We start from the raw sequence: 25,186 nt of genomic DNA, 5'->3' as shown, positions 1-25,186 counted from the left end.
GGCCGACCTGTGTTCACCAGCGCCTCACCCGACCTTATTTCAGGAATCCCCTCATGTCTTCCCTTACCCATTTCGATGCCCAAGGCCAGGCCCACATGGTCGACGTTGCCGCCAAGCCCGCCACCCATCGCGTAGCCGTGGCCCAGGGCCGCATCGTCATGCAGCCCGAAACACTGGGCATCATCCAGAGCGGCACGGCCAGGAAAGGCGATGTGCTGGGCATTGCACGCATCGCCGGCATACAGGCTGCCAAGAAAACCAGCGACCTCATCCCTTTATGCCACCCCCTGGCCTTAACCCGCGTGGCCGTGGATTTTGAACCCCTGCCCGAGCAACACGCTGTGAGTTGCACTGCCACTGTAGAAACCGTGGGCCAGACCGGTGTGGAGATGGAGGCCTTGACCGCCGTGCAAATCGCCTTGCTCACGATCTACGACATGTGCAAGGCCGTGGACAAGGGGATGGTGATGGAGAGGGTGAAGGTGGTGGAGAAGCGCGGGGGGAAGTCGGGGCTGGATGTCACACCGCGAACTGCTTGAGACGATAAAAATAATGCCTGCCTGAATGCATTCAGGCAGGCATGTGCACTAAGCTAGTGTAGGTTACTTGTATTCGCCAACAGCTGCTGGAGCAGTCGCGACCGTGCAGCTAGCAGGAGCAATTTTCTTCATTTGCGCGTCAGTTGCAGGAACAACGCACTTCAGCCCGCCCACCTGTGTACCACCTACATCGGTTGCAGCAACCAGTGTTGCAATCTCTGTGCCATCTGCCTTCAGCGGTACAAAGTACAGTGTCGCGCTCGCATCGTCGGATGCATAGCCCAGCTCCTTCATCTTGGCGCCAAGGGTTAGCTCAACATTGCCGATTTGGTCTGTTTTAATGGACAAAATGTACTTGCCTGCAACAGCAGGGGATGCTCCGCCGGCAACAGCAGGTGCGCCCGCAGCTTTCTCGCAGCCCCAGCCGCCAGGACCTGGGTTGGTCGCGCTGATGGGATCCAGCGTAGTCTGATATTTCGCGCCGATATCGGTACGGCATGCCGTGCCTTGCAGAACCACTTCGGCAAAACGGGCCTTTTGCATATAGCTGTTGTAAGCCGGCAAAGCCACGGCGGCCAAAATACCGATGATCGCCACGACGATCATCAGTTCGATCAAGGTGAAACCTTGTTGAATAGTACGCTTCATAAACTTCTCCTCAGAAGGGGTTAAAGGTATGCCTCTTATAAGCAAAGGCTGTGCCAGATGGATTTCGGCATCTTTTGGTGTTGAAATGTAAACTTTCACCTATTGCTTCCTGCATTTTCATGCTGGCTCTGACAAATTGATCCGACGGGGCTGACATTTTTGTCTGAGGATGTGGATCAATTGAGCTGGGTCAAATCTTCGGAGCTCCGTGGAACCTGGGTGGCATGCACTGTCTGGCAATTGCGGCCCTGTTCTTATGTGGAGCTACTCGATCAAGAACTGCATCTGCGATCCTGCAAGCTCCAGCATGTCGCCGCTGAGCAAGGGAGCGGGGGAGCTGCCTACGAGCTGACCGTTGAGCTTGAGGGTGGCAAGCTCGCCTTCAAGCTGGGCGAGCACGAAGCCATAAGGCTTTTGCGTGATCGAGGCTACGGCAACCCCGGGCTTTCCTAGGGTGGTGACGACCTTGGTCAGCGGTATCTGGCGGCCAGGTATATTGCCGCTGAGCATGCGTATGCAGGCCAGGCGCTGAGGCAGCATGGATATGGAGGGCGGCTGAGTGAGCTCAAACCCCGGGGCTTCCTGGCTCGCAGCAGGTACGGCTGGTGTTGCTCCAGTTCCGGTGGCCGTGGCCTGTGTTCCGGTTTCCTGTTGTACGAAGCGCAGTTTGTAGCGGCCGATGTCCAGCAGGTCGCCGTGGACGAGCTGGTGGTGGTGCACAGCTTGGCCATTGACATAGGTGCCATTGGTGCTGCGCAGATCTTCGATGGTGACTTTGCCGCTGGCAAGTGTGAGCACAGCGTGTTCGCCGCTGACAGCGAGATTGTCTATGACGATGTCGTTATAGGGGCGGCGGCCAAGGGTTGTGCGCTCTTTGAGCAGCGGCACTTCTTTGATGATGGCGCCGTCTATGGATATGACCAGGGTGGGCATGCTCAAAAGCTCCATGAGGGGGTCGGCTGCATGCAGTGCATAGGGATTTGTATCCTAGCGTTTTTGCTGCAAAAGAAGTAAATGGTGCTTGAATTTACGAAGAATTACTATAGACAGATACTGCGGAGCCTGGTTTTAGTGAAGGAAAGAGGAACTTTTGCACTTTTTGGTGTCTGTACGCAACAAATGGCAGTATTTTTGGACAGAATTTAACAATCTTGCTCTTATGTGACGCTTGGTCTTGGGCTGCAAATAGCCGGGTGAGCCAGGATATCGACTGCTGGCGCAATGCCAAGGTTTGGGATCTGGCGTGATGAAGTTGCTCGTCAGCCGATTGCCTCTAAGAGCGTGTTCACGATCTCTACGCAGGCGCGTTGGAGCGCAATCGGGATGAGTTCGAGTCGATGGGCCGCAGCTTGCACCGGGGTGCAAGCAAGCTTCAGCGCTAGAAAATAGCCCGATTTCGCACCAATCCTTCGGGCCAGTGCCTTTGCGGGCGCGCCGCGAGGAGATCGTAAACACGCTCTAAGGCCGGGCCAAGTACTTGCAGCACATGCATGCACCGGCCCCGCAACTGCGCGGGCCGGTGCCCGGCTTTCAGGAGTTGCAGAGAGCAGGGGTGTGAGGAACCTCGATAAGCACTACACCGATGTTGTCATGGCCGCCCGCGTTGTTGGCGGCATTCACCAAGGCCGTCAGCAGCAGGGGCAGAGACAGACCTTGGGCAAACAGGCTGGCAATGATTTTGTCGCTGAGCATGTCGGTCAGCCCATCCGAGCACAGCAGTATCCGATCGCCTGGCAGCAATGGCCATTCATTGAGATCCGGGGCAACACTGCGGGCAACTCCCAGCGCGCGCGTCAACAGGTGGCCCAGGCCGGATTGCCGGCCTTGCTGCTCTTGCATGCGCCCTGCATCTATTTCCGCTTGCAGCCAGGTGTGGTCACGGGTGAGGCGGTGCAACTGGCCCTGTCTCCAGCCATAAGCTCGGGAGTCGCCCAGGTGGGCCAGCATCAGCCTGCCAGGCAACAGAGCTGCGGTGATGACCGTGGTCCCCATGCCCTGGCATCCCGGGGTCTGCTGGGCAGCATTCAGGATGGCCGAGTTGGTCAGTGTCAGTGACTCCATGAGAGCATGCCGCAGTTGGGTGCGCTCTTTTTCACTGTCGTTTTGTGGGGTGGGAATGGCGTAGCTCTGCAGGGCGGCCGGGAGCAGGCTGGTTGCCATGGCACTAGCAACTTCTCCGGCGTTGAAGCCGCCCATGCCGTCGGCCAGAACGGCAATAGGCCAAGGCAGTGCGTCAGGGTGGATGCCCACGGCATCTTCGTTGTTGCTGCGACGCTTGCCGCCATCGGTTCGGGCAACCATGGCGTAAAGCGGCTTGATGGCCCCCAAAGGCTGAATACTGGATGAATTGTGCATGGCAGTTAAACAATGGGGGCAGTGCAGTCCGGAGGTGAACGCACCGTGAGAAACATGCGGCAAAACACCAGTCGAGCTGGGAGTCGGCTATCAATTATTATTTTTGTATTTTACAAAAACAAGGCTGTGAAACATTGGGGCGAAATAAGCCCTTCTTCTCATTTGATTGAGATTTTTTATTGGTTGTATCGAGTGTTTTTGTTTAACAAGGCTTGCCAAAAGGGCGCGCTGCCATGAAGGTAGCGCGCCCAAGGAAAGATGGCCTGCCCGTTCTCAGGCCTCAAGCGGACTGGTCTTGTTGCTTCTGGCTTGCAGGAGCTTGCCCAGACCCACAACCAGCAGGGCGCCGGCAGCGGCGGCGACATAGTGGAGCCAGGGGCTGGCTGCGGTAAAGTCGTGCAGCAGGCGGTCGTTGACAATGGTTTCACCGCCAACCCAGCCGATCAGGGCCGCCCCCAGAACAACAATGACGGGGAAGCGCTCCATGAGTTTAACCATCAGCGTGGAGCCGAAGATCACCAAGGGAATGGAAATCGCCAGACCCAGAATCAGCAGCACCATATTGCCCTGGGCCGTGGCCGCCACGGCAATCACGTTGTCCAGGCTCATCACCAGGTCGGCAATCAGGATGGTGCGTATGGCGGTCAGCATGCCGCTCTGGCCTTTGGATTCGCCTTCTTCCTCCTCGCCGCCGCTCAGCAGTTGCAGGCCTATCCATAGCAGCAGGCAGCCGCCAATGATTTGCAGGAAGGAGAGTTCGAGCAGTTTGGCGGCGACCACGGTCAGGATGATGCGCAGCACGACGGCTGCACCGGACCCGAACATGATTGCTTTTTTCTGCTGCTGTGCAGGCAGTGAGCGCGCTGCGAGGGCGATGACGACGGCGTTGTCGCCCGAGAGAATGATGTTGATCCAGATGATCTTGACAAGACCGATCCAGAAGTCGCTGGTACTGAGAAACTCCATGACGATGACTCCGCTGTTATGAATCGAAAAGCGCCAAGGGGCTGAATCCTTGGCGCTTTTTCTTTATGGAAGTCGTCAGTTTAGGCGTCGTAGCGCACGCCTTTGATTCGTAGTTCTGCGTAAATCGTCACAAGGGCATTCCCTTGTGACAGCTTGCACGCTGCTTACAGCAGGCCCTTGAGCAGGCGGCCCATTTCGGAAGGATTGCGGGTGATGGTGAAACCGCACTCTTCCATGATGGCCAGCTTGGCATCGGCCGTGTCGGCGCCGCCGGAGATCAGGGCACCTGCGTGGCCCATGCGCTTGCCGGGAGGGGCAGTCACGCCAGCGATGAAGCCCACGATGGGCTTCTTCATATGGGCCTTGCACCACATGGCGGCTTCGGCTTCGTCGGGACCGCCGATTTCACCGATCATGATCACGGCATCGGTGTCGGGATCGTCGTTGAAGGCGCGCATCACGTCGATGTGCTTCAGGCCGTTGATGGGGTCGCCACCAATGCCCACGGCGGAGGACTGGCCAATGCCCAGCTCGGACAGCTGTGCCACGGCTTCGTAGGTCAGCGTGCCGGAACGGCTCACCACGCCCACGCGGCCCTTTTTGTGGATGTGACCGGGCATGATGCCGATCTTGATCTCGTCGGGCGTGATCAGGCCAGGGCAGTTGGGGCCCAGCAGCAGGGTGCGCTTGCCGCCAGCGGCTTCCTTGGCCTTCATCTTGTTGCGCACTTCCAGCATGTCGCGAACAGGAATGCCTTCGGTGATGCAAATCGCCAGGTCCAGATCGGCTTCCACGGCTTCCCAGATCGCAGCAGCTGCGCCTGCGGGCGGCACATAGATCACCGACACGGTGGCGCCGGTGTCCTTGGCAGCGTCCTTGACCGAGCCGTAGATTGGGATGTCAAAAATCTTCTCGCCGGCCTTCTTGGGGTTCACGCCAGCCACGAAGCAGTTCTTGCCGTTCGCGTATTCTTGGCACTTTTCCGTGTGGAACTGGCCGGTCTTGCCGGTGATGCCCTGGGTGATGACTTTGGTGTCTTTGTTGATAAAGATCGACATGAGTGGTTCTCCGAGGGCTTCTTACTTGACGGCTTCGACGATCTTGGTGGCCGCTTCGGCCATGGTGTCGGCGCTGATGATGGGCAGGCCGGATTCGGCCAGCATCTTCTTGCCCAGCTCTTCGTTGGTGCCCTTCATGCGCACCACCAGAGGCACTTGCAGGTTCACGGCCTTGCAAGCCGTGATCACGCCGGTGGCGATGGTGTCGCACTTCATGATGCCGCCGAAGATGTTGACCAAAATGCCCTTGACCTTGGGGTTCTTGAGCATGATCTTGAAGGCTTCGGTGACCTTCTCGGGGGTGGCGCCGCCGCCCACGTCCAGGAAGTTGGCCGGCTCGCCGCCGAACAGCTTGATGGTGTCCATGGTGGCCATGGCCAGGCCGGCGCCGTTCACCAGGCAGCCGATGTTGCCGTCCAGGGAGATGTAGGCCAGGTCGAACTTGGAGGCTTCGACTTCGGCAGGATCTTCTTCGTCCAGATCGCGGAAGGCCACGATTTCGGGATGGCGGAACAGGGCGTTGGAGTCAAAGTTGAACTTGGCGTCCAGGGCCATCAGGTCGCCCTTGGAGTCGCAGTTCAAGGGGTTGATTTCCACCAGCGAAGCGTCGGTGTCCATGTAGCACTTGTAGATCTTGGCGAAGATGTCTACGGCCTGGTCGATGGAGGCGCCGGTCAGGCCAATGGCTGCGGCAACCTTCTTGCTCTGCTCGACAGTGATGCCTGTCAGCGGATCGATCATCTCGGTGACGATCTTCTCGGGCGTGGAGTGGGCCACTTCCTCGATGTCCATACCGCCTTCGCTGGAGGCAATCAGGGCCACCTTTTGCGTAGCGCGGTCGGTCACCAGCGACACGTACAGCTCGTTCTTGATGTCGGCGCCGTCTTCGATGTAGAGGCGGCGGACCTTTTGGCCTTCGGGGCCGGTCTGGTGGGTCACCAGTTGCATGCCGAGGATTTGCTCGGCTAGGCTCTTGACGTCATCGATGGTCTTGGCAACCTTCACGCCGCCGCCTTTACCTCGGCCGCCGGCGTGGATCTGGGCCTTGACCACCCACACGGGGCCGCCCAGCTTCTGGGCCGCTTCAACGGCCTCTTGCACCGTGAACGCAGGGATACCGCGAGGCACTGGCACACCAAATTGACGCAAGATCTCCTTGCCTTGGTATTCATGAATCTTCATGATGTCTCTCTCAAACAAATAGGGGGATGGCCTGGTAGTCCTGAAGGCGCTCGCCTCAAGGCGCGGTGACCCGGCAGCCGGCAAATGTACCATGCTGCTCCGAATGGGGCTGGGCCTGAAGCCATGCGGCTTTCTTGGCAAATCCCTGGCACGCAACAGGATGGATGCAGGCTAAGTCCTTGATGCTTCATGAGTATCGCCCTCAGGGAGGCGGCAGACAGGGCTGCCGATCTCCTATGTCTTATAGAGGACTGGAGTGGCTGGGCGGGAGTGCAACAACCTGTCGCATCTTCTATTGAGCCGCTGCGCCCAAGTCAGGCCGGCGGTCAAGAGTGTGGGCCCTACAATGCAGGCTTTATCTGGGTTCAAGGCCTGACAAGGTCTTGATGCATGGTCTCAATGCCGTGCGGGTGCATGGCTGGCTAGGAGCATTGCTGTAATGGCAAAGATTTTTATCGATGGCGAGGCCGGAACCACGGGGCTGCAAATCCGTGACCGCCTGCAGGGAATGGCCAGTGTGGAACTGGTCAGCATTGATCCCGCGCTGCGAAAGGACCCCGCTGCCAAGCGCCAGCTGATTGCGGGTGTGGATCTGGTCATCCTGTGCCTGCACGACGACGCCGCCCGCGAGACCGTGGCCATGGTGGACGCCATCACGGCAGAGACGGGCCGCGCCATCAAGATCATCGACGCTTCCACCGCCCACCGCACCGCAGCGGGCTGGGTCTATGGCTTCCCCGAGCTGCGCGCAGGCCAGCTGGAGGCGGTCCAGGCCGCCACCCGCGTGAGCAACCCTGGCTGCTATGCCACGGGCGCCATCGCTCTGCTGGCGCCGCTGGTGGCCGCCGGCTTGCTGCCCGCCGACTACCCGGTGAGCCTGCCCTCGGTGTCGGGCTATTCCGGTGGGGGCCGTCCCATGATGGAAGCCTATGAGGCCGGTACGGCTGCGCCTTACGAGGCCTATGCCCTGGGCCTGTCGCACAAGCACATCCCCGAAATCCTGCACTACACCGGCATGACGCGGCGCCCGGTGTTCATCCCGGCCGTGGGCAATTTTGCCCAGGGCATGCTGGTGCAACTGCCGTTGCACCTGGACCTGCTGCCCGGTGCGCCCAAGGCCGCCGACTTGCATGACGCCCTGGCCAGCCACTATGCCAAGACCAATACCGCCGCCCACTGGGTCAAGGTGCTGCCACCTACCGACGACCTGAAGCTGGCCGCCGACACGCTGGCGGGCACCAACCAGCTGGAGCTGCGAGTGTTTGCCAACGAGCAGCACCGCCAGGCCGTGCTGATTGCCCGCCTGGACAATCTGGGCAAGGGTGCCAGCGGCGCTGCGGTGCAGAACCTGCAATTGATGCTGGGCTTGTAAGCCACAGTCCGGCCCTGTTCCAGGCCAACGCAAAAGGGGGCTCCGCTCCCTTTTTTGCTATCTATTGCGCAGCTGCATATGTAGACGCTGCCTGCATGTGCGCAGAAAATCACCACAGCGGCCCCGCCTGGCTGTCCCGCCGCAGTGCTGCGCATGACTTCTGATGCGGTGCCAGGCATGTTGCGTTGCTGTGGTCTGAGATTCGCCGGCCTGGTTTATGCTGGCGGACTTTTTCGGATTTCAGGTTTTTCGTCCGCCTTCGCGGTCCGGCACCGCAACGGCGGTGTGCTGGGCCGTGGTGGAGCGGCTTTTGCAAAGGTTTCCCCAGATGACTCGCAAGGCATCAGGCACGCCGGGCCCCGATGGCCATGACGACCTGCAACGCAATCTCACCAACCGCCACATTCAACTGATCGCCATTGGCGGCGCCATAGGCACGGGCCTGTTCATGGGCTCGGGCAAAACCATCAGCCTGGCGGGGCCCTCCATCATCTTTGTCTACATGGCCATCGGCGTCATGCTGTTCTTTGTGATGCGGGCCATGGGCGAGTTGCTGCTGTCCAATCTGCAGTACAAATCTTTCATCGATTTCTCGGCCGATCTGCTGGGGCCCTGGGCGGGCTTTTTCACCGGATGGACCTACTGGTTCTGCTGGATCGTCACCGGCATTGCCGATGTAATCGCCATCTCGGCCTATGCCCAGTTCTGGTGGCCGGATCTGCCGCAGTGGGCCCCGGCCATTGCCTGTGTGCTGGTGCTGCTGGGCTTGAATCTGCTGACCGTCAAGTTGTTCGGGGAGACCGAGTTCTGGTTTGCCATGATCAAGATCGTGGCCATCGTGGGCCTGATCGCCACAGGCCTGTACATGGTGGTGGGCGGCTTTGTGTCGCCGGCCGGGCGTGCGGCCTCGCTGTCGAATCTGTGGAACGACGGGGGTATGTTCCCCAACGGTCTGCTGGGCTTTTTCGCGGGCTTCCAGATTGCGGTGTTTGCCTTTGTCGGCATCGAGCTGGTGGGCACCACGGCAGCCGAAGCCAAGGACCCCGAGCGCACGCTGCCGCGCGCCATCAACTCGATTCCGGTGCGCATCATCGTTTTCTACGTGCTGGCGCTGATCGCCATCATGGCCGTTACGCCCTGGCGTGATGTGGTGCCGGACAAAAGTCCTTTTGTGGAGCTGTTTGTGCTGGCCGGCCTGCCTGCTGCGGCCGGCGTGATCAACTTCGTGGTGCTGACCTCGGCGGCTTCTTCGGCCAATAGCGGCGTGTTCTCCACCAGCCGCATGCTTTACGGCCTGGCGCTCAAGGGCGATGCGCCCAAGGCTTTTTATCGTCTGTCTCCGCGCAGCGTTCCTTCGCGCGGCCTGCTGTTCTCCTGCATTTGCCTGCTGCTGGGCGCTTTTCTGATGTGGGTGGTTCCTGACCTGGTCACCGCCTTCACGTTGGTGACCACGGTGTCGGCCATCTTGTTCATGTTTGTCTGGTCGCTGATTTTGCTGTCGTACATGGTCTATCGCCACCAGCGTGCGGCCCTGCATGCGGCCTCGCGCTTCAAAATGCCCGGTGGCGTGGCCATGTGCGTGGCCTGCCTGGCATTTTTTGCCGGCATTCTGCTGCTGCTGACCCTCAAAGACGACACGCGCCAGGCTCTGGTGGTGACACCGCTGTGGTTTGTGCTGCTGGCCGTGGCCTACCTGTTTGTGCGCCGCCGCGTGGCGGCCGTCAGCAAGCTCTCACAAGGCTGAAGCGCCTGGTTTGGGCACCATCCGAGGTCTTTGGGTCGCGATGGCGGAAAGGGACGCACGGATGCTCTGTGTCAGAGACCGGGCGAAGTGGCCTCAACTTTGAAGGGTGTTGCACTTCAGATTTGAGGCCGCCGACACTTCAGATAGAAAAACATCTGAAGTCAAGGAATGAAGGGCGCTGGCAGCTCACTTTTTAGATGAATTCTGAGATCGTAAACACGTTCTGAGGCCTTGGCTGGCCTCGTCAAAGTCCCGGTTCCCAAAGGAGCGAGGGGGCCAGGCTCAATGGTGGTGTCCATGTCCGCCATGCACATGGCGGTGCTCGATTTCCACAGCCGTGGCCGCACGCACTTCGTTGATCTTGCAGGAAAAGCGCAGCTCCTGGCCGGCCAGGGGGTGGTTGCCGTCAAGGAGCACGACCGGGCCCTTGATCTTGACCACGTGGTAGATCTGGGGTTCGCCCTGGTCATTGGTGCCGCGCAACTGGCCGCCCACCTTCACGCCCGGGGGAAACTCGCCCTTTGGGATGCTGCGCTTGAGGCTTTCGTCACGCGCGCCAAAGGCCTCGTCCACGGCCAGATCCACGGTCTGGGTGTCGCCCACGGTCTTGCCGTCCAGCGCGGCTTCGACCTTGGCGAAGATGTTGTCGTAGCCGCCATGCAGATAGGCCACATCGCCCTGGTCCAGCAGCTTGCCCAGCTTGTCGGTGATCTTGTAGCGGATGGTGACGGCGCAGTCTTGGGTGATGTTCATGGCATGAAAACTCGATGGGACCTGCGCAAGCAGCAGTTCCGGCCTGGTGCCGGACTCGCGCAGGTCGTGGTCAGAAAAGGCGCTGCGATCGCAGCGCCCCGACCCGCATTGTCTCAGCCTTGGCGTGCGGCTGCGAAAGCCGGCTCCTCATCCTCGGTCCGGCCCGGGTAGCGTGCAAAGCGCCGGTACTGTGCGCCGTGCACGGGTGCCTGGTCGGACCAGGGCCAGCCGCCGAACTGGGTGCGGCGGTAATCCTGCAGGGTTTGCATGATCTGCTCCTGGCTGTTCATCACGAACGGGCCGTACTGGACCACGGGCTCGCCGATCGGCCGGCCTTGCAGCAGCAGGCATTCGATGGGCGCATTGCCGCCGTTGAACAACTCCCAGTCGTGCTGGGCATTGACTTGCAGGGCCGCATGCGCATGCACGGCCTTGCCGCCGATCCGCAGGCCCGCGCCCGCAAAGAAGTAGAGCATGCGCTGCGTGGCCTCGCCGGCCGCGCGCGGCAGGGTCCAGCGTGCGCCAGGCGCGAGCTTCAAGGTCCAGATCGCGACATCGGCCCCGGGATCGGCGGCCCAGGATTCGGGTGGCGGCGCCAGCGGCCTGGCCTGCGGCTGCTCGCCGGTGGCGGGCAGGGCGCCCGCAATCACCGTGATCTCGGTCTCGCGTCCCTGGGCATCGTGCTGTGTGATGCGCGGAATGCGCTCGTGCCAGAACATGGTGAAGTGCGGCTCCACCATCTTGGAGCGTGCAGGCAGGTTGAGCCAGATCTGGAACAGCTCCAGCGGGTTGGCCTGTCCGGTCTCCAGCAGCGGAAACATCTCCGCATGCTGGATGCCCCGGCCTGCGGTCAGCCACTGCACATCGCCGCCGCCGTAGCGCGCCGCAGCACCCAGGGAGTCGGAGTGATCGATCAGGCCCTTGCGCACCAGGGTCACGGTCTCGAAGCCGCGATGCGGATGGCCGGGAAAGCCCGGGACCGGCTCGCCGTGGTACATGGAAAAGCCGTCGCGGCGGCTGAAGTCGCTGCCCATGTGCCGACCCTCGAACTCCACGGCCTCTACGCCCATCTGCCCGTTGCTGGCCGGATAGGCGTCGTCGTGGTGGGCGCAGAACAGAAACGGGTCCATGGTCGGCCAAAGAGGCCCCAGGGGCTGGACTTGCAGAATGGGAGTGGCTTGGGTCATGTGGCTGTCCTTGTGAGTGCGCGCCATCCAGGCGCGTCAAGCACTCACATGCGGGCTGGAGCCGCGTTTGAAAGCCACCGTGGGCGCAACAGTCCGGCCCAGGCATGCAACAGTGTGCTGCCGCAAGCGGCGCCGGGCTCAGCCGCGTGGCGGAATCTGCAAGCCCTTTTGCACGGCCGGGCGCTGCTCGAAGGCCGCAAGCACGCGCTGCAGCTCGGTGCACTCGCTCCAGCCGACCAGGCTTGCGGCGTTGTAGCCGCTCTCCGTGACCATGTTGCGCACCCAGGGCCAGATGGCGATGTCGGCAATCGTGTAGGTCTCGCCCATGATCCAGGTGCGGCCCTGCATGCGCTGCTCCAGCACGCGCAGCAGGCGTGCCGCTTCGTTGACGTAGCGGTCGCGCGGGCGCTTGTCCTCGAAGCTCTTGCCCGCGTATTTGTGGAAGAAGCCGACCTGGCCGAACATCGGGCCCACGCCGCCCATCTGGAACATCAGCCACTGCAGGGTTTCATAGCGCGCAGCCGGCTCGACGGGCAGCAAGGGGCTGGCGCACTTCTCGGCCAGATAGATCAGGATGGCGCCTGATTCGAACAGCACCAGCGGTTTGCCGTGCGGACCCTGGGGGTCGATGATGGCCGGAATCTTGTTGTTGGGAAAGGTGCCCACGAACTCGGGCGTGAGCTGGTCGTTGGTCTCGAAGCTGACCAGGTGCGCCTCATAGGGCAGTTGCATCTCTTCCAGCGCAATCGAGATCTTGACGCCGTTGGGCGTGGGCAGCGAATAAAGCTGCAGGCGCTCGGGGTGGGCCGCAGGCCATTTGCGCGTGACGGAAAAAGTGGAAAGCGGGTTCTGGGAAGTCATCAAACACCTCGAAGAAAGGGTTGGAACAGCAAGCAAGGCATCCTAACCCCAACATCCGGCCGGTGCAGATGCAGGCTCAGCGCCGTATCCGCCCGCAGTGTTTTTGCAGTCTCAGCTTCGCGCTTTCCGAGTCTGTGTTCAGGCAGGGCAGACCGCTCAATGCGCGGCCGGCTTTTTCTGCACCAGAGTGATGTTCAATCCCTGAGGCGTTACCGTGATCGCGCCGGGTTCGATATTCAGCGAGTCGGCCAGCGCCAGGTCCTTTTCCTGCAGCTGGTAGAGCACGACCTGGCCCAGGGCCTGCTCGGCGAGCACGCTCGCATAGGTGGTCAGCATGTCGCTCAGGGCCGGAGTCAGGCCTTCTAGATGCAAGGTGTTGACCTTGATCTGGTGGGCGCGCAGCGTGCGGTCCGTGGACTCGTAGCGCAGCGCAAAGTCCACATCCATCCTGCCCGCATAGACCTGCTTGAGCACGGGCCCCGAGAGCTCGGCCGGCAGCATGGCATTGAGCATGTTGCGCTCGGGTTGCAGATTCAGCGCAGGGGGGGCGAGCTTGAACTGCAGCATGCCGGCCACGGGAAACTGTTTTGGGAAACGCTGGGCCACCATGTCCTGCAGCTTTTGCCGCGATACCGTGACGCTGCCAGGCACCTGGCCCGAGCACCCGCTGGCTGCAACGGCCAGACCACTGGCCAGAACCCATAAGCAAGAACGACGATTGAGCACGGAAACCAACTTCCAGAAAAATGGCAGCCAGCTGCCAGGGCGCCTCTACGGCATGTAGATCAGGCAATGTTTTGTGATGAGCCGGGACCCGCTTTCCCAGGGATCCGGTGACTGTACAAGCATTGGGAAAAGATGTGCATAAATCTGTGTGGACCCATGGGGGATGCCTGTGGGTAACGAGCTCCCTTCTTACAGAACCAGGGTTTTGAGCAGCCTGTGGCTGCAAAAGTTCAGCGCCGTCACACAATACAAGCCCTCTCACAAGAACGCCTGAGTGCGCCAAACCGATGACAGAGCGACAATCTTTTGCCAACGCCCCCGACATGCAGCTGGACCAGATCCTCGAGTACTGGTTTGGCTCGGCCCAGCCCGAGGATACGCAGGCCCTGGAGCGCAAGACCCTGTGGTTCACCAAGTCCGAAGCCACGGACCGGGAGATGCGCGAACGCTTTGGCCCCTGGGTGGAGCGCGCCCTCGCAGGCGAGCTCGATGCATGGGCTGCCACGCCCAGAGGCCGCCTGGGTCTGTTGCTGCTGCTGGACCAGTTCACCCGCAACATCTACCGCGCCACGCCGCGCAGCTTTGCAGGCGACGCGCGTGCGCTGGCCCTGGCACTCGAAGGCATGGCCCTGGGCCATGACCGGCAACTGCCCCTGGTGACCCGGATTTTTTGCTACCTGCCGCTGGAGCATGCCGAAGATCTGAGCCTGCAGGAGCGCAGTGTGGCCGCCTTCGCTGCCCTGGCCGAGCAGGCCACGCCCGAGACCCGGGACTTTCTCGAGGGCACGCTGGACTACGCCCACAAGCACCGCGAAGTCATCGCAGACTATGGTCGCTTTCCGCATCGCAACGCGATTCTCGGGCGCGAAAGCACGGCCAAGGAGAAAGAGTACCTGGCCCAGCCGGGAGCCGGCTTTTAAGCCTGCAGCCCCCGTTCCGGGCCTGCCAATGGATCAAGGCGTATTCACCGACAGGCCCTGTGGCTCTCTTTGGGGCTTGGACGGGCGATCGCGCCAGCGCAGCGCCCAGCGCTCCACCGTGTAGAACGACAGGGCCGACAGGGCGACTGAAATGGCCAAGCCCAGGACCACGACCACGGGCCAGGAAAACTCGACACGCAGATAGCGCACCACCGGGTAATGCCATAGATAGACGCCATAGGACAGCTTGCCCAGACGCACCAGCATGGGCGATGTCAGCATGTCATACACCAGACCATGGCCTTGCTGCACGGCGATCAGCACCACGATGGCCGCGCACTCGACCACGGTAATGCCCCAGAGCATGGCGTCCTGGTTGTCCCAGGAGAGGGCCATCAGCAAAGGCACGGCCAGCGGCAGCCACATGGCATGGTGCATGCGTGCCTGCACGCCCTGGGCAAAGCCCGGCTTGCCTGCCATGAGCGCGGCCAGCAAAGAGCCTGCGACCAGGCCCGAGGCCCGCGTGTCGAAGCGAAAGAAGATTTCGTAGAAATGCTGGCCCTGCTCGACCCAGAACACGCGCCACAGCCAGCTCAGCAGCCACAGCATGAGCAGCGGACGCCACAGGCGCTCCCGCCCCGTGCGACGCAGCAGCAGCATGAGCAGCGGCGGCCAGATCAGGTAGAAGTGCTCCTCCACCGAGAGCGACCACATGTGCAGCAAGGTGTCGGGACTGTCGAAGAAGGCAATGCCGTAATCGGCAAGATAAAGAACCGAGACCAGGGCATCCGAGTAGATGTCGGTCAGGTCCGGCCACAGATAGGGCGCGACCAGACAGTAGACGCCGAGAAACAGGACCAGGGCCGGCATGAGGCGGAAAAAGCGCCGCCGGTAAAAACGCCAGTAATCCAGGCGCTGGGTGGTATCGAACTCGATGAGCAGCAGCGAGGTGATCAAAAACCCGCTGAGCACGAAGAACAAATCCACACCGAAGAACGCTCCATCGAACAGTGGAGCATGAGCATGCGAAAGAATCACCAGAAGGATTGCCACGCCCCTCAAGCCATCGAGGGCTGGGTTGTAGCTCAGCTTGTAGACCTTATCCACCAAAACCGGGCACCTTTCCTTTCGCCCGGGCTATGGCCAGGCTTGCAAACAAAGAGCACAACCTGGCAAGAGCCTGGCAGCGCAGTATGTGAAGGCTGAAAAAGGGCGTGCGTAACAGGGCATTGCGCATCACAAGCCATGTGCATGCAGCGACTGCAAGCCTTGGGCGGTGAACCGTCCCTAGGCAGGCCATGCAACAGTGCAGAAGTCGAGATGGGGGCAGACCCGACTTCTGCTGCATGGACCTTCAGACGCTGCGAGCACATGGGGAAAACTGCAAGCTTGCCGTCAGCCTCGGGCGATTTAAACAGATTTTTGCAGTCGCAAAAGCGCCGTTACCCCCTTCGCGGGGTCATAAGGCGTGCGAAGCCCGTTTTTGTAACAACTTCGATCAACTGTAAAGCAGCCCCAAAGCCTGCGGGCGGACGGGAAAGGCATTCACGATTCAGGCCGCATGGCCGAGCACAGCGCCTGCATTGCCACGCTGTGCACCTCGGGCGGCTTCTGGTTCTTGGCCTGCAGATAGCGCTCGGAAAACACCTGCAGATAGCTCTCCAGCACGCGGCCTGCCTGCGCATCGTGCGTATCGCCCGTGAGCTCCAGGCACAGCGCCGCCACCTCGCTGGTGCAAAAGTGGTCGCTGCGCTGGCTGCGGCGCAGCCTGTAGCCCGAGACCTGCTCGGGCCGCAGGCTCAGCACAGGAAAGCGGTCCAGATAAGGGCTCTTGCGGAACATCTTGCGCGCCTCGGGCCAGGTCGCATCCAGCAGGATGAACAAGGGGCGCGCGCCGGGCCTGGCCCCCTCGTGCGGCGCCAGGTCATGCACCACCCGCCCGGGCGGGCTCACGAACTCGCCGGGAAACACCACATACGGCTGCCAGCGCGCATCTTCGAGCAGGGCCAGCAGCGCCGCGTCGGGCTCGGTGCGCGACCAGCCGAAGGCCCAGGTGTCGCACACCACATCGGCAATCAGCCAGCCCGTGTTGCTGGGCTTGAGCGGCTCGGCATCGTGCATGACCAGACAAAACCCCGCACCGGTCTCCAGCATGGGGCGCAGCGCGCACAGGCAGTGCGAAGGCCGCAGCCGGCAGCCTTCGCAGCGCTCGCCCCTGGGTCCGCCACGCGAGAGAAACGGCCGCGTGCTGCGCGCCAGCCGCTGCGTGCGCAGCCGCGAGACCGCGTGCGGCGGCAGGCCCGGGTCCACGGAGGTCAGAAAGGACAGAGGAAGTTGCGGCGAGTGCATGAGGCGGGACGCGCCGGACCGGGCGGCGAAGGAACAGGGCCCGCTATTGTGCGCGCCTGCCCGGGCTCATTCCCCCAGGCACTCAAGCTCGAACAGCGGCAGGCTGCAGCCCCGGCTCAGCCACAGGCCTCCGCCCAGCTGCTTGAAATGTGCGCCCAGGCCGCGCCGGTAAACGCTGGCGCGGTGGCGCAACAGCCGGGCATCGGTGAGGTCCTCGTCGATGATGTCGCGCTCGTAGTCTTCGCGCGTCACGGCCTCCAGATACAGCGCGCCGCGCGACAGTCGGCCCAGATTGTCCATGGCCAGGCGCAGATCGCCAGGGCTCAGATAAGGCAGCACGCCCTGGCAGATCACCAGATCGAACGGCTCGGCCGCCGCATAGTCCACGACCGAGCCGCGCTGCCAGCCGAAACGCCCGCAAAGGTATTCGCTGAACTCCACGCCCTGGTAGCTGGCCGCGGGAAAGTGGCTCTGCACGGCCTCGCGCCACAGGCCTATGCCGCAGCCTATGTCGAGCACGCGCAGCACGGGCAGGCGCAGATAGTCAAGATAGGAGCAGATGAACGTGCCCAGCCGCTGCACATGCATGGGATCGGCCACGCTGGTCTTCTTGTCGAAATAAAAGCGCTGGTAATACGCTTCGTCGAACCACTGCTCGCTTGCTGACTGCACTCATGCTCCTGTGAACATGCGAGACCCCATGGCCTCGCCAAGCCCGCAGTATGGCCCAAGCATGGCTTGAGGTCACAGGCCTTGGGAATTAGCCTTTTTAGCGCTGCAGCACTTGCTGGTAAAGCGCTTGCAGCTATCAAATTCATAACGGCAGAACCAGCGGCGACAATGTGCGCGTTCCCGGCCAAATCCCTACCATGCGCATACTCCACACTTCCGACTGGCATCTGGGCCAGCACTTCATGGGCAAGAGCCGTCAGGCCGAGCACGCGGCCCTGATCGCCTGGCTGCTGGAGCAGGTCGAGGAGCACGCGGTCGATGCAGTGCTGATCGCGGGCGACATCTTCGACACCGGCGCCCCGCCCAGCTATGCGCGCGAGCTCTACAGTCAGCTCGTCGTGGGCCTGCATGGCGCGGGCATCTCCCTGCTGCTGCTGGGCGGCAACCACGACTCCGTGGCCACGCTGGGCGAAAGCCGCGCACTGCTGGCCCGCCTGAATACCCAGGTGCTCGCCCAGTGGAGCGGTCATGCCGGTCAGCATGTGCTGGAGCTGCCGCTGCGCCGCACCGGCACGCAGCAGGCCGGGCCCGGTTGCCTGGTCTGCGCCCTGCCCTTTCTGCGCCCGCGCGATCTGGTGCAAAGCCAGGCCGGGCAAAGCGCCCAGGACAAGCAGCAAGCCCTGCAGACCGCCATCCAGGACTGCTACCAGCAGGTCTATGCGGCCGCACTGCAGCGCCGCGAAACCCTGGCCGCCGAGCTGGGCCGGCACCTGCCCATCATCGCCACCGGCCATCTGACCACGGTGGGTGCGAGCAGCAGCGAATCCGTGCGCGAAATCTATGTGGGATCGCTCGAGGCCTTTCCCAGCAATGCCTTCCCGCCCGTGGACTACCTGGCGCTGGGCCATATCCACAAGCCGCAGAAAGTCGGCGGCCAGGAGCACATGCGCTACAGCGGCTCGCCGATTGCGCTGAGCTTTGACGAAGCCGGCCAGGCCAAGCAGATGCTGCTCGTCGATCTCGCGGACACGCCAGACACCAGCCCTCGCGTCACGCCGCTGCCCGTGCCCTGCTTTCAGCCCATGGCCTCGGTCCAGGGCACCTTGGCCGAGCTGGGCGCCTGCATCCAGGCCGCAGCAGCAGCCGGCACCGCCAGTGCACCAGTGTGGCTGGAAGTCACGGTCGCCGAGAACGACTACCTGCCCGACCTCACCGAGCGTGTACAGACCCTGTGCCAGGGCCAGCCCGTGGAGCTGCTGCGCGTCAAACGCCTGCGCGGCAAGAGCGCTAGCGCCCTGCAGGCCCAGGCCGGCGAATCCCTGCACGAGCTCGATCCCGCGCAGGTGTTTGCGCGCCGCCTGGCGCTCGAAGAGATCGACGCTGCGCTGGCCCTGAGCCTGGGTCAGTGCCATGCGGAAATTCTGGACAGCCTCGCAAAGGAGGGGGATGGTGGCGGCGATGCCGCCGGAAAGGCCCACGCATGAAGATCCTCACGCTCAGGCTGAAGAACCTCAACTCGCTCAAGGGCGAGTGGCGCCTGGACTTCACCCAGCCACCGTTTGCCGACAACGGCCTGTTCGCCATCACCGGCCCCACGGGCGCGGGCAAGTCCACGCTGCTCGATGCCATCTGCCTGGCGCTCTATCACCAGACCCCCCGGCTGGACAGCATTACGTCGACCAGCAACGACATCATGACGCGCCACACGGCCGACTGCCTGGCCGAGGTGGAGTTCGAGGCCCAGGGCCAGGCCTACCGTGCGTTCTGGAGCCAGCGCCGCGCGCGCGACAAGGCCGATGGCGCCCTGCAGGCGCCCAAGGTCGAGCTTGCGCGCGCAGACGGCACGGTGCTCAGCACGCAGACCCGCTCCATGCGCGAACTCGTCGCCGAGATCACGGGCCTGGACTTCGAGCGCTTCACCAAGTCCATGCTGCTCGCTCAGGGCGGTTTTGCGGCCTTTCTGCAGGCGAATGCGAGCGAGCGCGCAGGCCTGCTCGAAGAGCTCACGGGCACGGCCATCTACGGCCAGATCTCGATCAAGGTATTCGAGCGCGCCCGCCATGAGCGCCAGCTGCTCGACCAGCTCAAGGCCCAGGCCCATGGCGTGGAGCTGCTGGCGCCCGAACAGCGCCAGGCCCTGGAAGCCGAACAGCAGGACCTGCAGCACCAGTGGCAGCACACACAGGCCCAGCACCAGAGCGCACAGGCCCAGCTGCAGTGGCTGGAGCAGTTGCAGCAATCCGCCCAGGACCTGCAGACCGCCGAAGCCGGTCATGCGCAGGACGCACAGGCGCTGGAGCAGGCGCAGCCCGAGCTGCAGCGCCTGGCCGCCCACCAGCCTGCCCAGACCCTGCGCCCTCTGCACCAGGCCTGGCAGCAGGCCTGCAGCGCACACCAGCAAGGCCTGCAGCAATGGCAGGCGCTGCAGGAGCAGCATGGCCAGACCCAAGTGCGGCTGCAGCAGCAACAGGGCCAGGCACAGGCGTTGGCACAGGCCCTGGCACAGGCCGCAGCACAAGAGCTCGCGGCGCTGGAGCAGGAAGAGCAAGACCTGCAGCAGCGCTGCCAGACCCAGGCCGCCCACGGCCGCCTCGGCGAGTGGCTGGGCAGCTGGCGCCAGCAGTTCGAGCTGCGCGAAACACAAGAGCGCCAGATCAGCCACCAGCAGCAAGCGCTGCAGCAGCTGGACGAGCAAAAAACCGCCTTGGCGCAGCAGCTTCAGGCGCAAACAACCCAGGCCGATGCGGCGGCGCAAGCACTCGTTCAGGCCCAGGCCCGGATGGCGCAGGCCAGCGATGCCCAGACCCGGCGGCTGGCCGCCTTGTCGGCCCCCGGCCTGGCCCAGCTGCGCGAGCGCGGCCGCGAACTGCAGGCCCAGCTGCATGGCTGGCAGCAGATACAGGACCAGGCCCGACAAAGACGCGAGCTGGCCGAGCAACAGGCCCGGCTGGAGCAGCAGGAACGCGAAGCCGGGCAGCAGATCGAGGCCGGCAGCCAGGCCCTGGCCGCACTGCGCGAGCAGTACAAAAACCTCAAGGAGCAGGTCGCGGACAAGCAAAAGCTGCTGGCCCAGGAGCAGCGCATACAGGATCTTTCCGCGCATCGTGAGCACCTGCAGCCGGGCCAGGCCTGCCCCCTGTGCGGCGCGCGCGAGCACCCGGCGGTTGCGGCCTATGAGGCGCTCGACCTCTCCGCCACGCAGCAGGCCCTGCAGGCCCGGCAGCAGGAGCTGGAGGCGGTTCAGCAGCGCGGCGAAGCCGCCAGCGCAGCGCTTGCCGCCTTGCAGGCCGGACAGGCCGGCAACCAGCGCCAGCTCGCCGAGCTGCACCAGGCACTGGAGCGCTGGAATGCTCACTGGCTCGGCCTTCTGGCCCAGGCCACCGGCCCTGCAGACTGCGACTGGCAACAGCCCCAGGCGCTGGCAGACCTGCAGGCCGCCAGCCAGCAAGGTCTGGACGGCTTCACCCAATCCCTGCAGGAGGCTGAAGCCGGCGAGCAGGCCGTGCAGCAAGCCCGGGACGCGACCCACCTGGCCATGCAGCAGGCCCAGGCCGAGCACAGCCGGCTCGAGCGCCTGCAACAGACCCTGACCGATAACGCCCACCGCCAGCAAGAGCAGCAGCAGGCTCTGGCCGCGCTGCAGGCCGGCAGGACAAGCCTGCTGCAAAGCCTGGAGGCCTCGCTGGCCGAAGCCGGCCATGCCCTGCCCGATCCCGCGCAGGCGCTTCCCTGGCTTGCACAGCGCCAGGAGGAATGGCAGCAGTGGCAGCAAGCCCAGGCCCGCCTGCAAAAGCTGGGGCCGGCGCTGGCCTTGCAGCGCCAGGAATGCAGGACCGCACAGGCCAGGGCCCAGCACTGGAGCGCGCAATGCCAAGCCGCAGCCGCACAGCCGCCCCATGATCCGGCCCTGCCTGCACTTGCGCAGCTGCCCCAGGCCCTAGAGCAATGCGAGACCGAAGTCCAGGCCCTGCGTCAGGACCTGGCCCAGCTCCAGGGCCAGCAGCAGCAGACACAGGCCCAGATCGAGGAACAGGCAGCGCATGCACAGCACCGTGCCGAGCAATGGCAGGCGGCGCTGGACGCCAGCCCGTTTGGTGACCTGGCCGCCTATGCGCAGGCCCTGCTGCCCGAGGCCGAGCACCTGCGTCTGAGCGCGCTGCAGCAGCGGCTGCAGGCAGCCCTGGAGCGCGCCACCGCCTTGCTGCAGGCCGCGCAGGCACGGCACGCAGCGCTCGCGGCCCAGAACCTCAGCCCATGGCCTCTGGCCCGGATCCAGGAGCAGTTGCAGGACCTGCAGCAGCAGCGCGATGCGCTGAGCCAGCAGATCGGCGGTATCAAAAGCCGGCTGGCCGAGGACGAGCGCCGCCGCCAGAGCCAGCAAGCCCTGTTCGCCAGGATCGAGGTCCAGACCAGGGAGGCCGACCTCTGGCAGCATCTGAACGGCTTGATCGGCTCGGCCCAGGGTGACAAATACCGCAAGTTCGCCCAGGGCCTGACGCTGGACCACTTGCTGCACCTGGCCAACCGCCACCTGCAGCGCCTGCACGGGCGCTACACGCTCAGGCGCAAAAGCAGCGGCGAGCTGGAGCTTGAAATCGTCGATGCCTGGCAGGGCGATGCCGCGCGCGACACGCGCACGCTATCGGGCGGCGAGAGTTTTCTGGTCAGCCTGGCGCTGGCGCTGGCACTGTCCGACCTGGTCAGCCACAAGGCCTCGATCGACTGCCTGTTCCTCGACGAGGGCTTTGGCACGCTGGATGCCGACACGCTGGAAGTTGCGCTCTCGGCGCTGGATGCGCTCAACGCCAGCGGCAAGATGATCGGCATCATCAGCCATGTGGATGCGCTCAAGGAGCGCATTCCCGCGCAGATCCGTGTGGAGAAGGGCGGCGGCGTGGGCCACTCACGCCTGGTCGTGCAGACAGGCTAGCGTCGGAGCCGAAATGGCAAGCCCAGGCTTCCCGCAAGCATGGGCACAGGAAAAACCTGAATCGGGGGCTCTGCGGGCGCTGCACGCCGAGCCCTGTTTTTTGACTGTTTTTGGCCTCTAGCGCTTATGCAGCAAGCGCTAGCAGCTATCAAAATACAAGTCGATGCGACTCAAGCCCCTTTCGGCGGGCGATGCAGCAGGCACAGCTTGTTGCCTGCAGGATCGCGCACATAGGCCAGGTACAGGCGGCCGCCCGGCGAATCGCCGCGCCAGCCCGGAGGATCCTCGCAATCCACGCCACCGGCGGCCAGGGCCGCTGCATGGGCCTTGTCCACCAGCTCGGGCGACTCTGCGGCAAAACCCGTGGTGGCACCGTTGCCATGGCTGGCTGGCTCGCCGTTGATGGGGGTGGACACCGAGAACGTGCCCCCGGCATTGCGCCAGAAATAGCGGTTCTTGTTGGCAACACCGGGCGCTGCACCCAGAACACCGAGAAAAGCATCGTAGAACTGCCTGGATTTTTCCAGGTCGCTGGCACCCAGCATGACGTGACTGAACATGTCGTCTCCATAATTGATTGATCACCGGCCCGCCCATGGAGCCGACCGGCGCGTAGCAGCATATACAAGAAACGAAAAATCCGAATCAAGCTGCACCGCCAGGCTGTCGCCAGCGTTCACCCGCAACCTGTGCGGCATCCGCAGGATGACGGCCCAGAGCCCCAGCCGCAGAGCGGGCACCGGTCTAGGCGTTGGCTGGCGGCACGGCTTCACAAGAATTTTGGCGCTAGCGCTTGCCCATCAAGCGCTGCCTGCTATCAAAAATGTAGGTCATCCAATGCTGATCAGCCGGTTCACGGCTCTGGTTGCGGCCACATAGAACAGCCGTGCCTCCAGCTCGGCGTCCTTTTGTCCATCCTTGCTGCGCCGCTCTTCCTCGGAAGAGATCACGGCCACCACAGGCCACTCCAGCCCCTTGCTCACATGCATGGTCATGAGCTTGATCGCGTCTTCCTCGGGCCGGAAGTGGCCCGACTTCTTGCGCATGCGAAAAGGCAGGCCCTTGCGCTGCAGCGCATGGGCGCAGATCTCCATCTCGTCATGGTGGCGGCAGAGCACGGCCATCTCCCCCCAGGCATGGCCCTGGGCATGCTGGTCTGCGAGCAGCTCGGCCATGCGCGCAGCACGTTCGGGCAGGGTCGGCAGGTCGACGAGGATGGGGTCCGGGCCTTCGCGGCCGCAGCTCAGGGGTTTGAGCAGGGGGATGCCGTCCTCGTCCTGGGCATCGGCAGGCGTGAGCAGGTCGCCCGCCAGGCGATGGGCCAGCTGCAGGATCTGGCGCGTGTTGCGGTAGTTGATCTTGAGAATCGTGGTGCGGCCCTGGGCCTGTATGCCCACGCTTTTGAGGCTGAAGTTGCGCTTCTGGCCCCGGTCGTAAAGGCTTTGCGCATCGTCGTAGAGCAGCAGCAGGCTGTTGGTCTCGGGGTCCACCATCTGCGTGACCAGCCTCAGCCAATCGGGTGCGAAGTCGTGGCCTTCGTCGATGAGAACCGCCTGGTACTGGCCCGAGGGAATGGCTTGGCTCTCCAGCCCTTCGGTGACACGCTGCACGAAGGCGGCCATCTTCTGGCTCACGCCCATGCGCTCCAGGTCGGGCGTGAGCAGGCCATGGGCGGCCAGTTGGGAGCGCGTCCATTTGTCCCAGTGCATGACGTGCACGCGCTCGGACAGGCCCTTGGCCGCCATGTCGGCCGCGAGCTTGACGCCCAGCGGCTCGTTGTAGCAAAGCACCAGGATCGGCTTGCTGCCCGGCGCTTGCGCGGCCCGGGCCAGATGCTCGGCGCGGTAGCCGAGGATCATGGTCTTGCCCGAGCCCGCCACGCCGTGGATCACGCGGTGGCCGTCGCCCAGGCTGCGCGCCAGCTGCTCCTGCTGCAAGTCCATGACCTGCATGATGCCCGGCAGCTCGTCCCCATCTTCATCCGCCTGGCCGTCGCCGAAAAGGCTTTGCTGCCGGGGCACGCGGATTTCGGGGAACAGTATCCAGCGTATGCGGTCAAGTTGAGATCCTGTGATGACGCGGCGAAAAGTATAGGGAAGCATAGCCAACAGCCGCTGTTCAAAAACCTCTGGCCGAACATCCGCGAGCATCTCGTCTTTGCAGATCACCAAATGAGCAGGAATCGCTGCGGCTAGTCCTGCATCGGTGAATTGCTGGCGTGTAATGCGCGTCAGCACCACGCCATGGCCCCAGGGAAAGGACAATTTGCCTTGATAAGGCCCGTCGACTTGTACCAACTGAGAGTCGGCCTCTAGGGCATTCACCACTCGAATGGCCCCGTGTCTCGCCTGCGTGAGAGGGTTATAAGTAACAGTCAGACGACCACCAGGAGCAATTTCAAAGCGCTGTGGAGTTGCGCTATGAATGGTTTCCAGATGCCAATCCTTGGTTTCCAGAATCAGTGCACCGTGGCTCGGGTGGATTACGATGAAGTCAGGCCGTGTCTGTAGCGGCCCAACAGGCACATCCCACCACAGCAGGTAATCGGCCCCCAGCTTTTGCTGCAGGCGCTCGGCCAGTCGTTTCTCTCCGGAAGTCATGCGCGCGGCACAGTTGCCCAGCGCAGGAATCAGCTCTGCCATCGCCTCTCCATGATGTTTCATTATGTTTCTACAGCGCCGTTTATAGCGCAGAGCACCCAGAGGCCTGGAAAACGCTCTTAAGGCAGAGCTACTGCTTTCATAGCTGGTAGCGCCTTTCTCTTCTGAAACTCAAGCATAAAAAGGCTTGAAACCCATTGAAAACAAGCGCTAGCAGCTCCTTTATCAAGAGCGATCCTGATTTGCGTACTCTGCAGGCGCGGCGGCCGCAGCGCAGAGGGGGCTTGGTAGGTCAGGCAGATCTTGCCAACGTGCCGGCTGCTG

General features: G+C 62.9%; 21 protein-coding genes. 6 read left to right on the top strand and 15 right to left on the bottom strand.

Annotated features, from left to right (window positions below; genetic code table 11):
• Positions 1-53 precede the first annotated feature (53 nt).
• Positions 54-539: a cyclic pyranopterin monophosphate synthase MoaC gene (gene moaC / locus G486_RS0119335; protein ID WP_027017016.1), complete on the top strand. Its 486-nt coding sequence runs from the start codon at positions 54-56 to the stop codon at positions 537-539.
• Between the two features lie 63 nt (positions 540-602).
• Here the strand turns inward: moaC and G486_RS24740 are convergent, their stop codons facing one another.
• From G486_RS24740 to sucC, 6 genes are all read right to left on the bottom strand, one after another.
• Positions 603-1,286, bottom strand: coding sequence for a pilin (locus G486_RS24740; RefSeq protein ID WP_407059810.1), 684 nt, complete (start codon positions 1,284-1,286; stop codon positions 603-605).
• 165 nt (positions 1,287-1,451) lie between these two features.
• Positions 1,452-2,120 (bottom strand): FHA domain-containing protein, encoded by a 669-nt coding sequence (locus G486_RS0119325; RefSeq protein WP_027017015.1) that lies wholly within the window; start codon positions 2,118-2,120, stop codon positions 1,452-1,454.
• A gap of 597 nt (positions 2,121-2,717) precedes the next feature.
• Positions 2,718-3,488: a PP2C family protein-serine/threonine phosphatase gene (locus G486_RS0119320; RefSeq protein ID WP_027017014.1), complete on the bottom strand. Its 771-nt coding sequence runs from the start codon at positions 3,486-3,488 to the stop codon at positions 2,718-2,720.
• A gap of 327 nt (positions 3,489-3,815) precedes the next feature.
• Positions 3,816-4,508, bottom strand: coding sequence for a TerC family protein (locus G486_RS0119315; RefSeq protein WP_027017013.1), 693 nt, complete (start codon positions 4,506-4,508; stop codon positions 3,816-3,818).
• A 164-nt stretch (positions 4,509-4,672) separates the two neighbouring features.
• A complete protein-coding gene (gene sucD / locus G486_RS0119310) occupies positions 4,673-5,566 on the bottom strand; it encodes a succinate--CoA ligase subunit alpha (protein ID WP_027017012.1) in 894 nt (297 codons plus the stop codon).
• Positions 5,567-5,587: 21 nt separating this feature from the next.
• Positions 5,588-6,748: an ADP-forming succinate--CoA ligase subunit beta gene (sucC, locus tag G486_RS0119305; RefSeq protein ID WP_027017011.1), complete on the bottom strand. Its 1,161-nt coding sequence runs from the start codon at positions 6,746-6,748 to the stop codon at positions 5,588-5,590.
• Positions 6,749-7,187: 439 nt separating this feature from the next.
• Between sucC and argC the strand changes: the two genes are divergently transcribed.
• Both argC and cycA read left to right on the top strand, forming a co-directional pair.
• The gene (gene argC / locus G486_RS0119295) at positions 7,188-8,120 is read left to right on the top strand and encodes an N-acetyl-gamma-glutamyl-phosphate reductase (protein WP_027017010.1); all 933 of its coding nucleotides are present in this window, start codon (positions 7,188-7,190) and stop codon (positions 8,118-8,120) included.
• A gap of 328 nt (positions 8,121-8,448) precedes the next feature.
• Complete coding sequence (cycA, locus tag G486_RS0119290; protein ID WP_027017009.1) at positions 8,449-9,864, top strand: D-serine/D-alanine/glycine transporter; 1,416 nt, start codon at positions 8,449-8,451, stop codon at positions 9,862-9,864.
• Positions 9,865-10,146: 282 nt separating this feature from the next.
• Here the strand turns inward: cycA and G486_RS0119285 are convergent, their stop codons facing one another.
• From G486_RS0119285 to G486_RS0119270, 4 genes are all read right to left on the bottom strand, one after another.
• A complete protein-coding gene (locus tag G486_RS0119285) occupies positions 10,147-10,617 on the bottom strand; it encodes an FKBP-type peptidyl-prolyl cis-trans isomerase (RefSeq protein WP_027017008.1) in 471 nt (156 codons plus the stop codon).
• A gap of 113 nt (positions 10,618-10,730) precedes the next feature.
• On the bottom strand, positions 10,731-11,804 hold the full coding sequence (locus G486_RS0119280) for a pirin family protein (protein ID WP_027017007.1): 1,074 nt from the start codon (positions 11,802-11,804) through the stop codon (positions 10,731-10,733).
• A gap of 138 nt (positions 11,805-11,942) precedes the next feature.
• Entirely contained in the window at positions 11,943-12,665 is a 723-nt protein-coding gene (locus G486_RS0119275; protein WP_027017006.1) for a glutathione S-transferase C-terminal domain-containing protein, read from the bottom strand.
• 156 nt (positions 12,666-12,821) lie between these two features.
• Positions 12,822-13,391, bottom strand: a complete 570-nt coding sequence (locus G486_RS0119270; RefSeq protein WP_051303696.1) for a DUF1439 domain-containing protein — start codon at positions 13,389-13,391, stop codon at positions 12,822-12,824.
• Between the two features lie 287 nt (positions 13,392-13,678).
• On the opposite strand from G486_RS0119270, the gene G486_RS0119265 reads away from it, so the two are divergent.
• Positions 13,679-14,311 (top strand): DUF924 family protein, encoded by a 633-nt coding sequence (locus G486_RS0119265; protein ID WP_027017004.1) that lies wholly within the window; start codon positions 13,679-13,681, stop codon positions 14,309-14,311.
• A 33-nt stretch (positions 14,312-14,344) separates the two neighbouring features.
• On the opposite strand, the gene G486_RS0119260 is transcribed toward G486_RS0119265, so the two are convergent.
• From G486_RS0119260 to G486_RS0119250, 3 genes are all read right to left on the bottom strand, one after another.
• Positions 14,345-15,421 carry an acyltransferase family protein gene (locus G486_RS0119260; RefSeq protein WP_027017003.1) on the bottom strand — a complete coding sequence of 359 codons (1,077 nt, stop codon included), beginning with the start codon at positions 15,419-15,421 and terminating at the stop codon, positions 14,345-14,347.
• 435 nt (positions 15,422-15,856) lie between these two features.
• A complete protein-coding gene (locus G486_RS22865; RefSeq protein WP_034388494.1) occupies positions 15,857-16,660 on the bottom strand; it encodes a tRNA-uridine aminocarboxypropyltransferase in 804 nt (267 codons plus the stop codon).
• Positions 16,661-16,726: 66 nt separating this feature from the next.
• Positions 16,727-17,332 carry a class I SAM-dependent methyltransferase gene (locus tag G486_RS0119250; RefSeq protein ID WP_027017002.1) on the bottom strand — a complete coding sequence of 202 codons (606 nt, stop codon included), beginning with the start codon at positions 17,330-17,332 and terminating at the stop codon, positions 16,727-16,729.
• Between the two features lie 197 nt (positions 17,333-17,529).
• On the opposite strand from G486_RS0119250, the gene sbcD reads away from it, so the two are divergent.
• Both sbcD and G486_RS24735 read left to right on the top strand, forming a co-directional pair.
• A complete protein-coding gene (gene sbcD / locus G486_RS0119245; protein ID WP_027017001.1) occupies positions 17,530-18,816 on the top strand; it encodes an exonuclease subunit SbcD in 1,287 nt (428 codons plus the stop codon).
• The gene (locus G486_RS24735; RefSeq protein WP_027017000.1) at positions 18,813-22,262 is read left to right on the top strand and encodes an AAA family ATPase; all 3,450 of its coding nucleotides are present in this window, start codon (positions 18,813-18,815) and stop codon (positions 22,260-22,262) included. The genes sbcD and G486_RS24735 overlap by 4 nt, the downstream gene beginning before the upstream one ends.
• 170 nt (positions 22,263-22,432) lie before the next feature.
• On the opposite strand, the gene G486_RS0119235 is transcribed toward G486_RS24735, so the two are convergent.
• Positions 22,433-22,822, bottom strand: a complete 390-nt coding sequence (locus G486_RS0119235) for a VOC family protein (protein ID WP_027016999.1) — start codon at positions 22,820-22,822, stop codon at positions 22,433-22,435.
• A 270-nt stretch (positions 22,823-23,092) separates the two neighbouring features.
• Positions 23,093-24,904 (bottom strand): DEAD/DEAH box helicase, encoded by a 1,812-nt coding sequence (locus tag G486_RS22860; protein ID WP_211233817.1) that lies wholly within the window; start codon positions 24,902-24,904, stop codon positions 23,093-23,095.
• Between the last annotated feature and the right edge of the window lie 282 nt (positions 24,905-25,186).

The sequence above is a fragment of the Comamonas composti DSM 21721 genome, assembly GCF_000429845.1.
Lineage (GTDB): Bacteria > Pseudomonadota > Gammaproteobacteria > Burkholderiales > Burkholderiaceae_C > Comamonas > Comamonas composti.
This window is presented reverse-complemented; position numbering and strand designations above follow the sequence as displayed.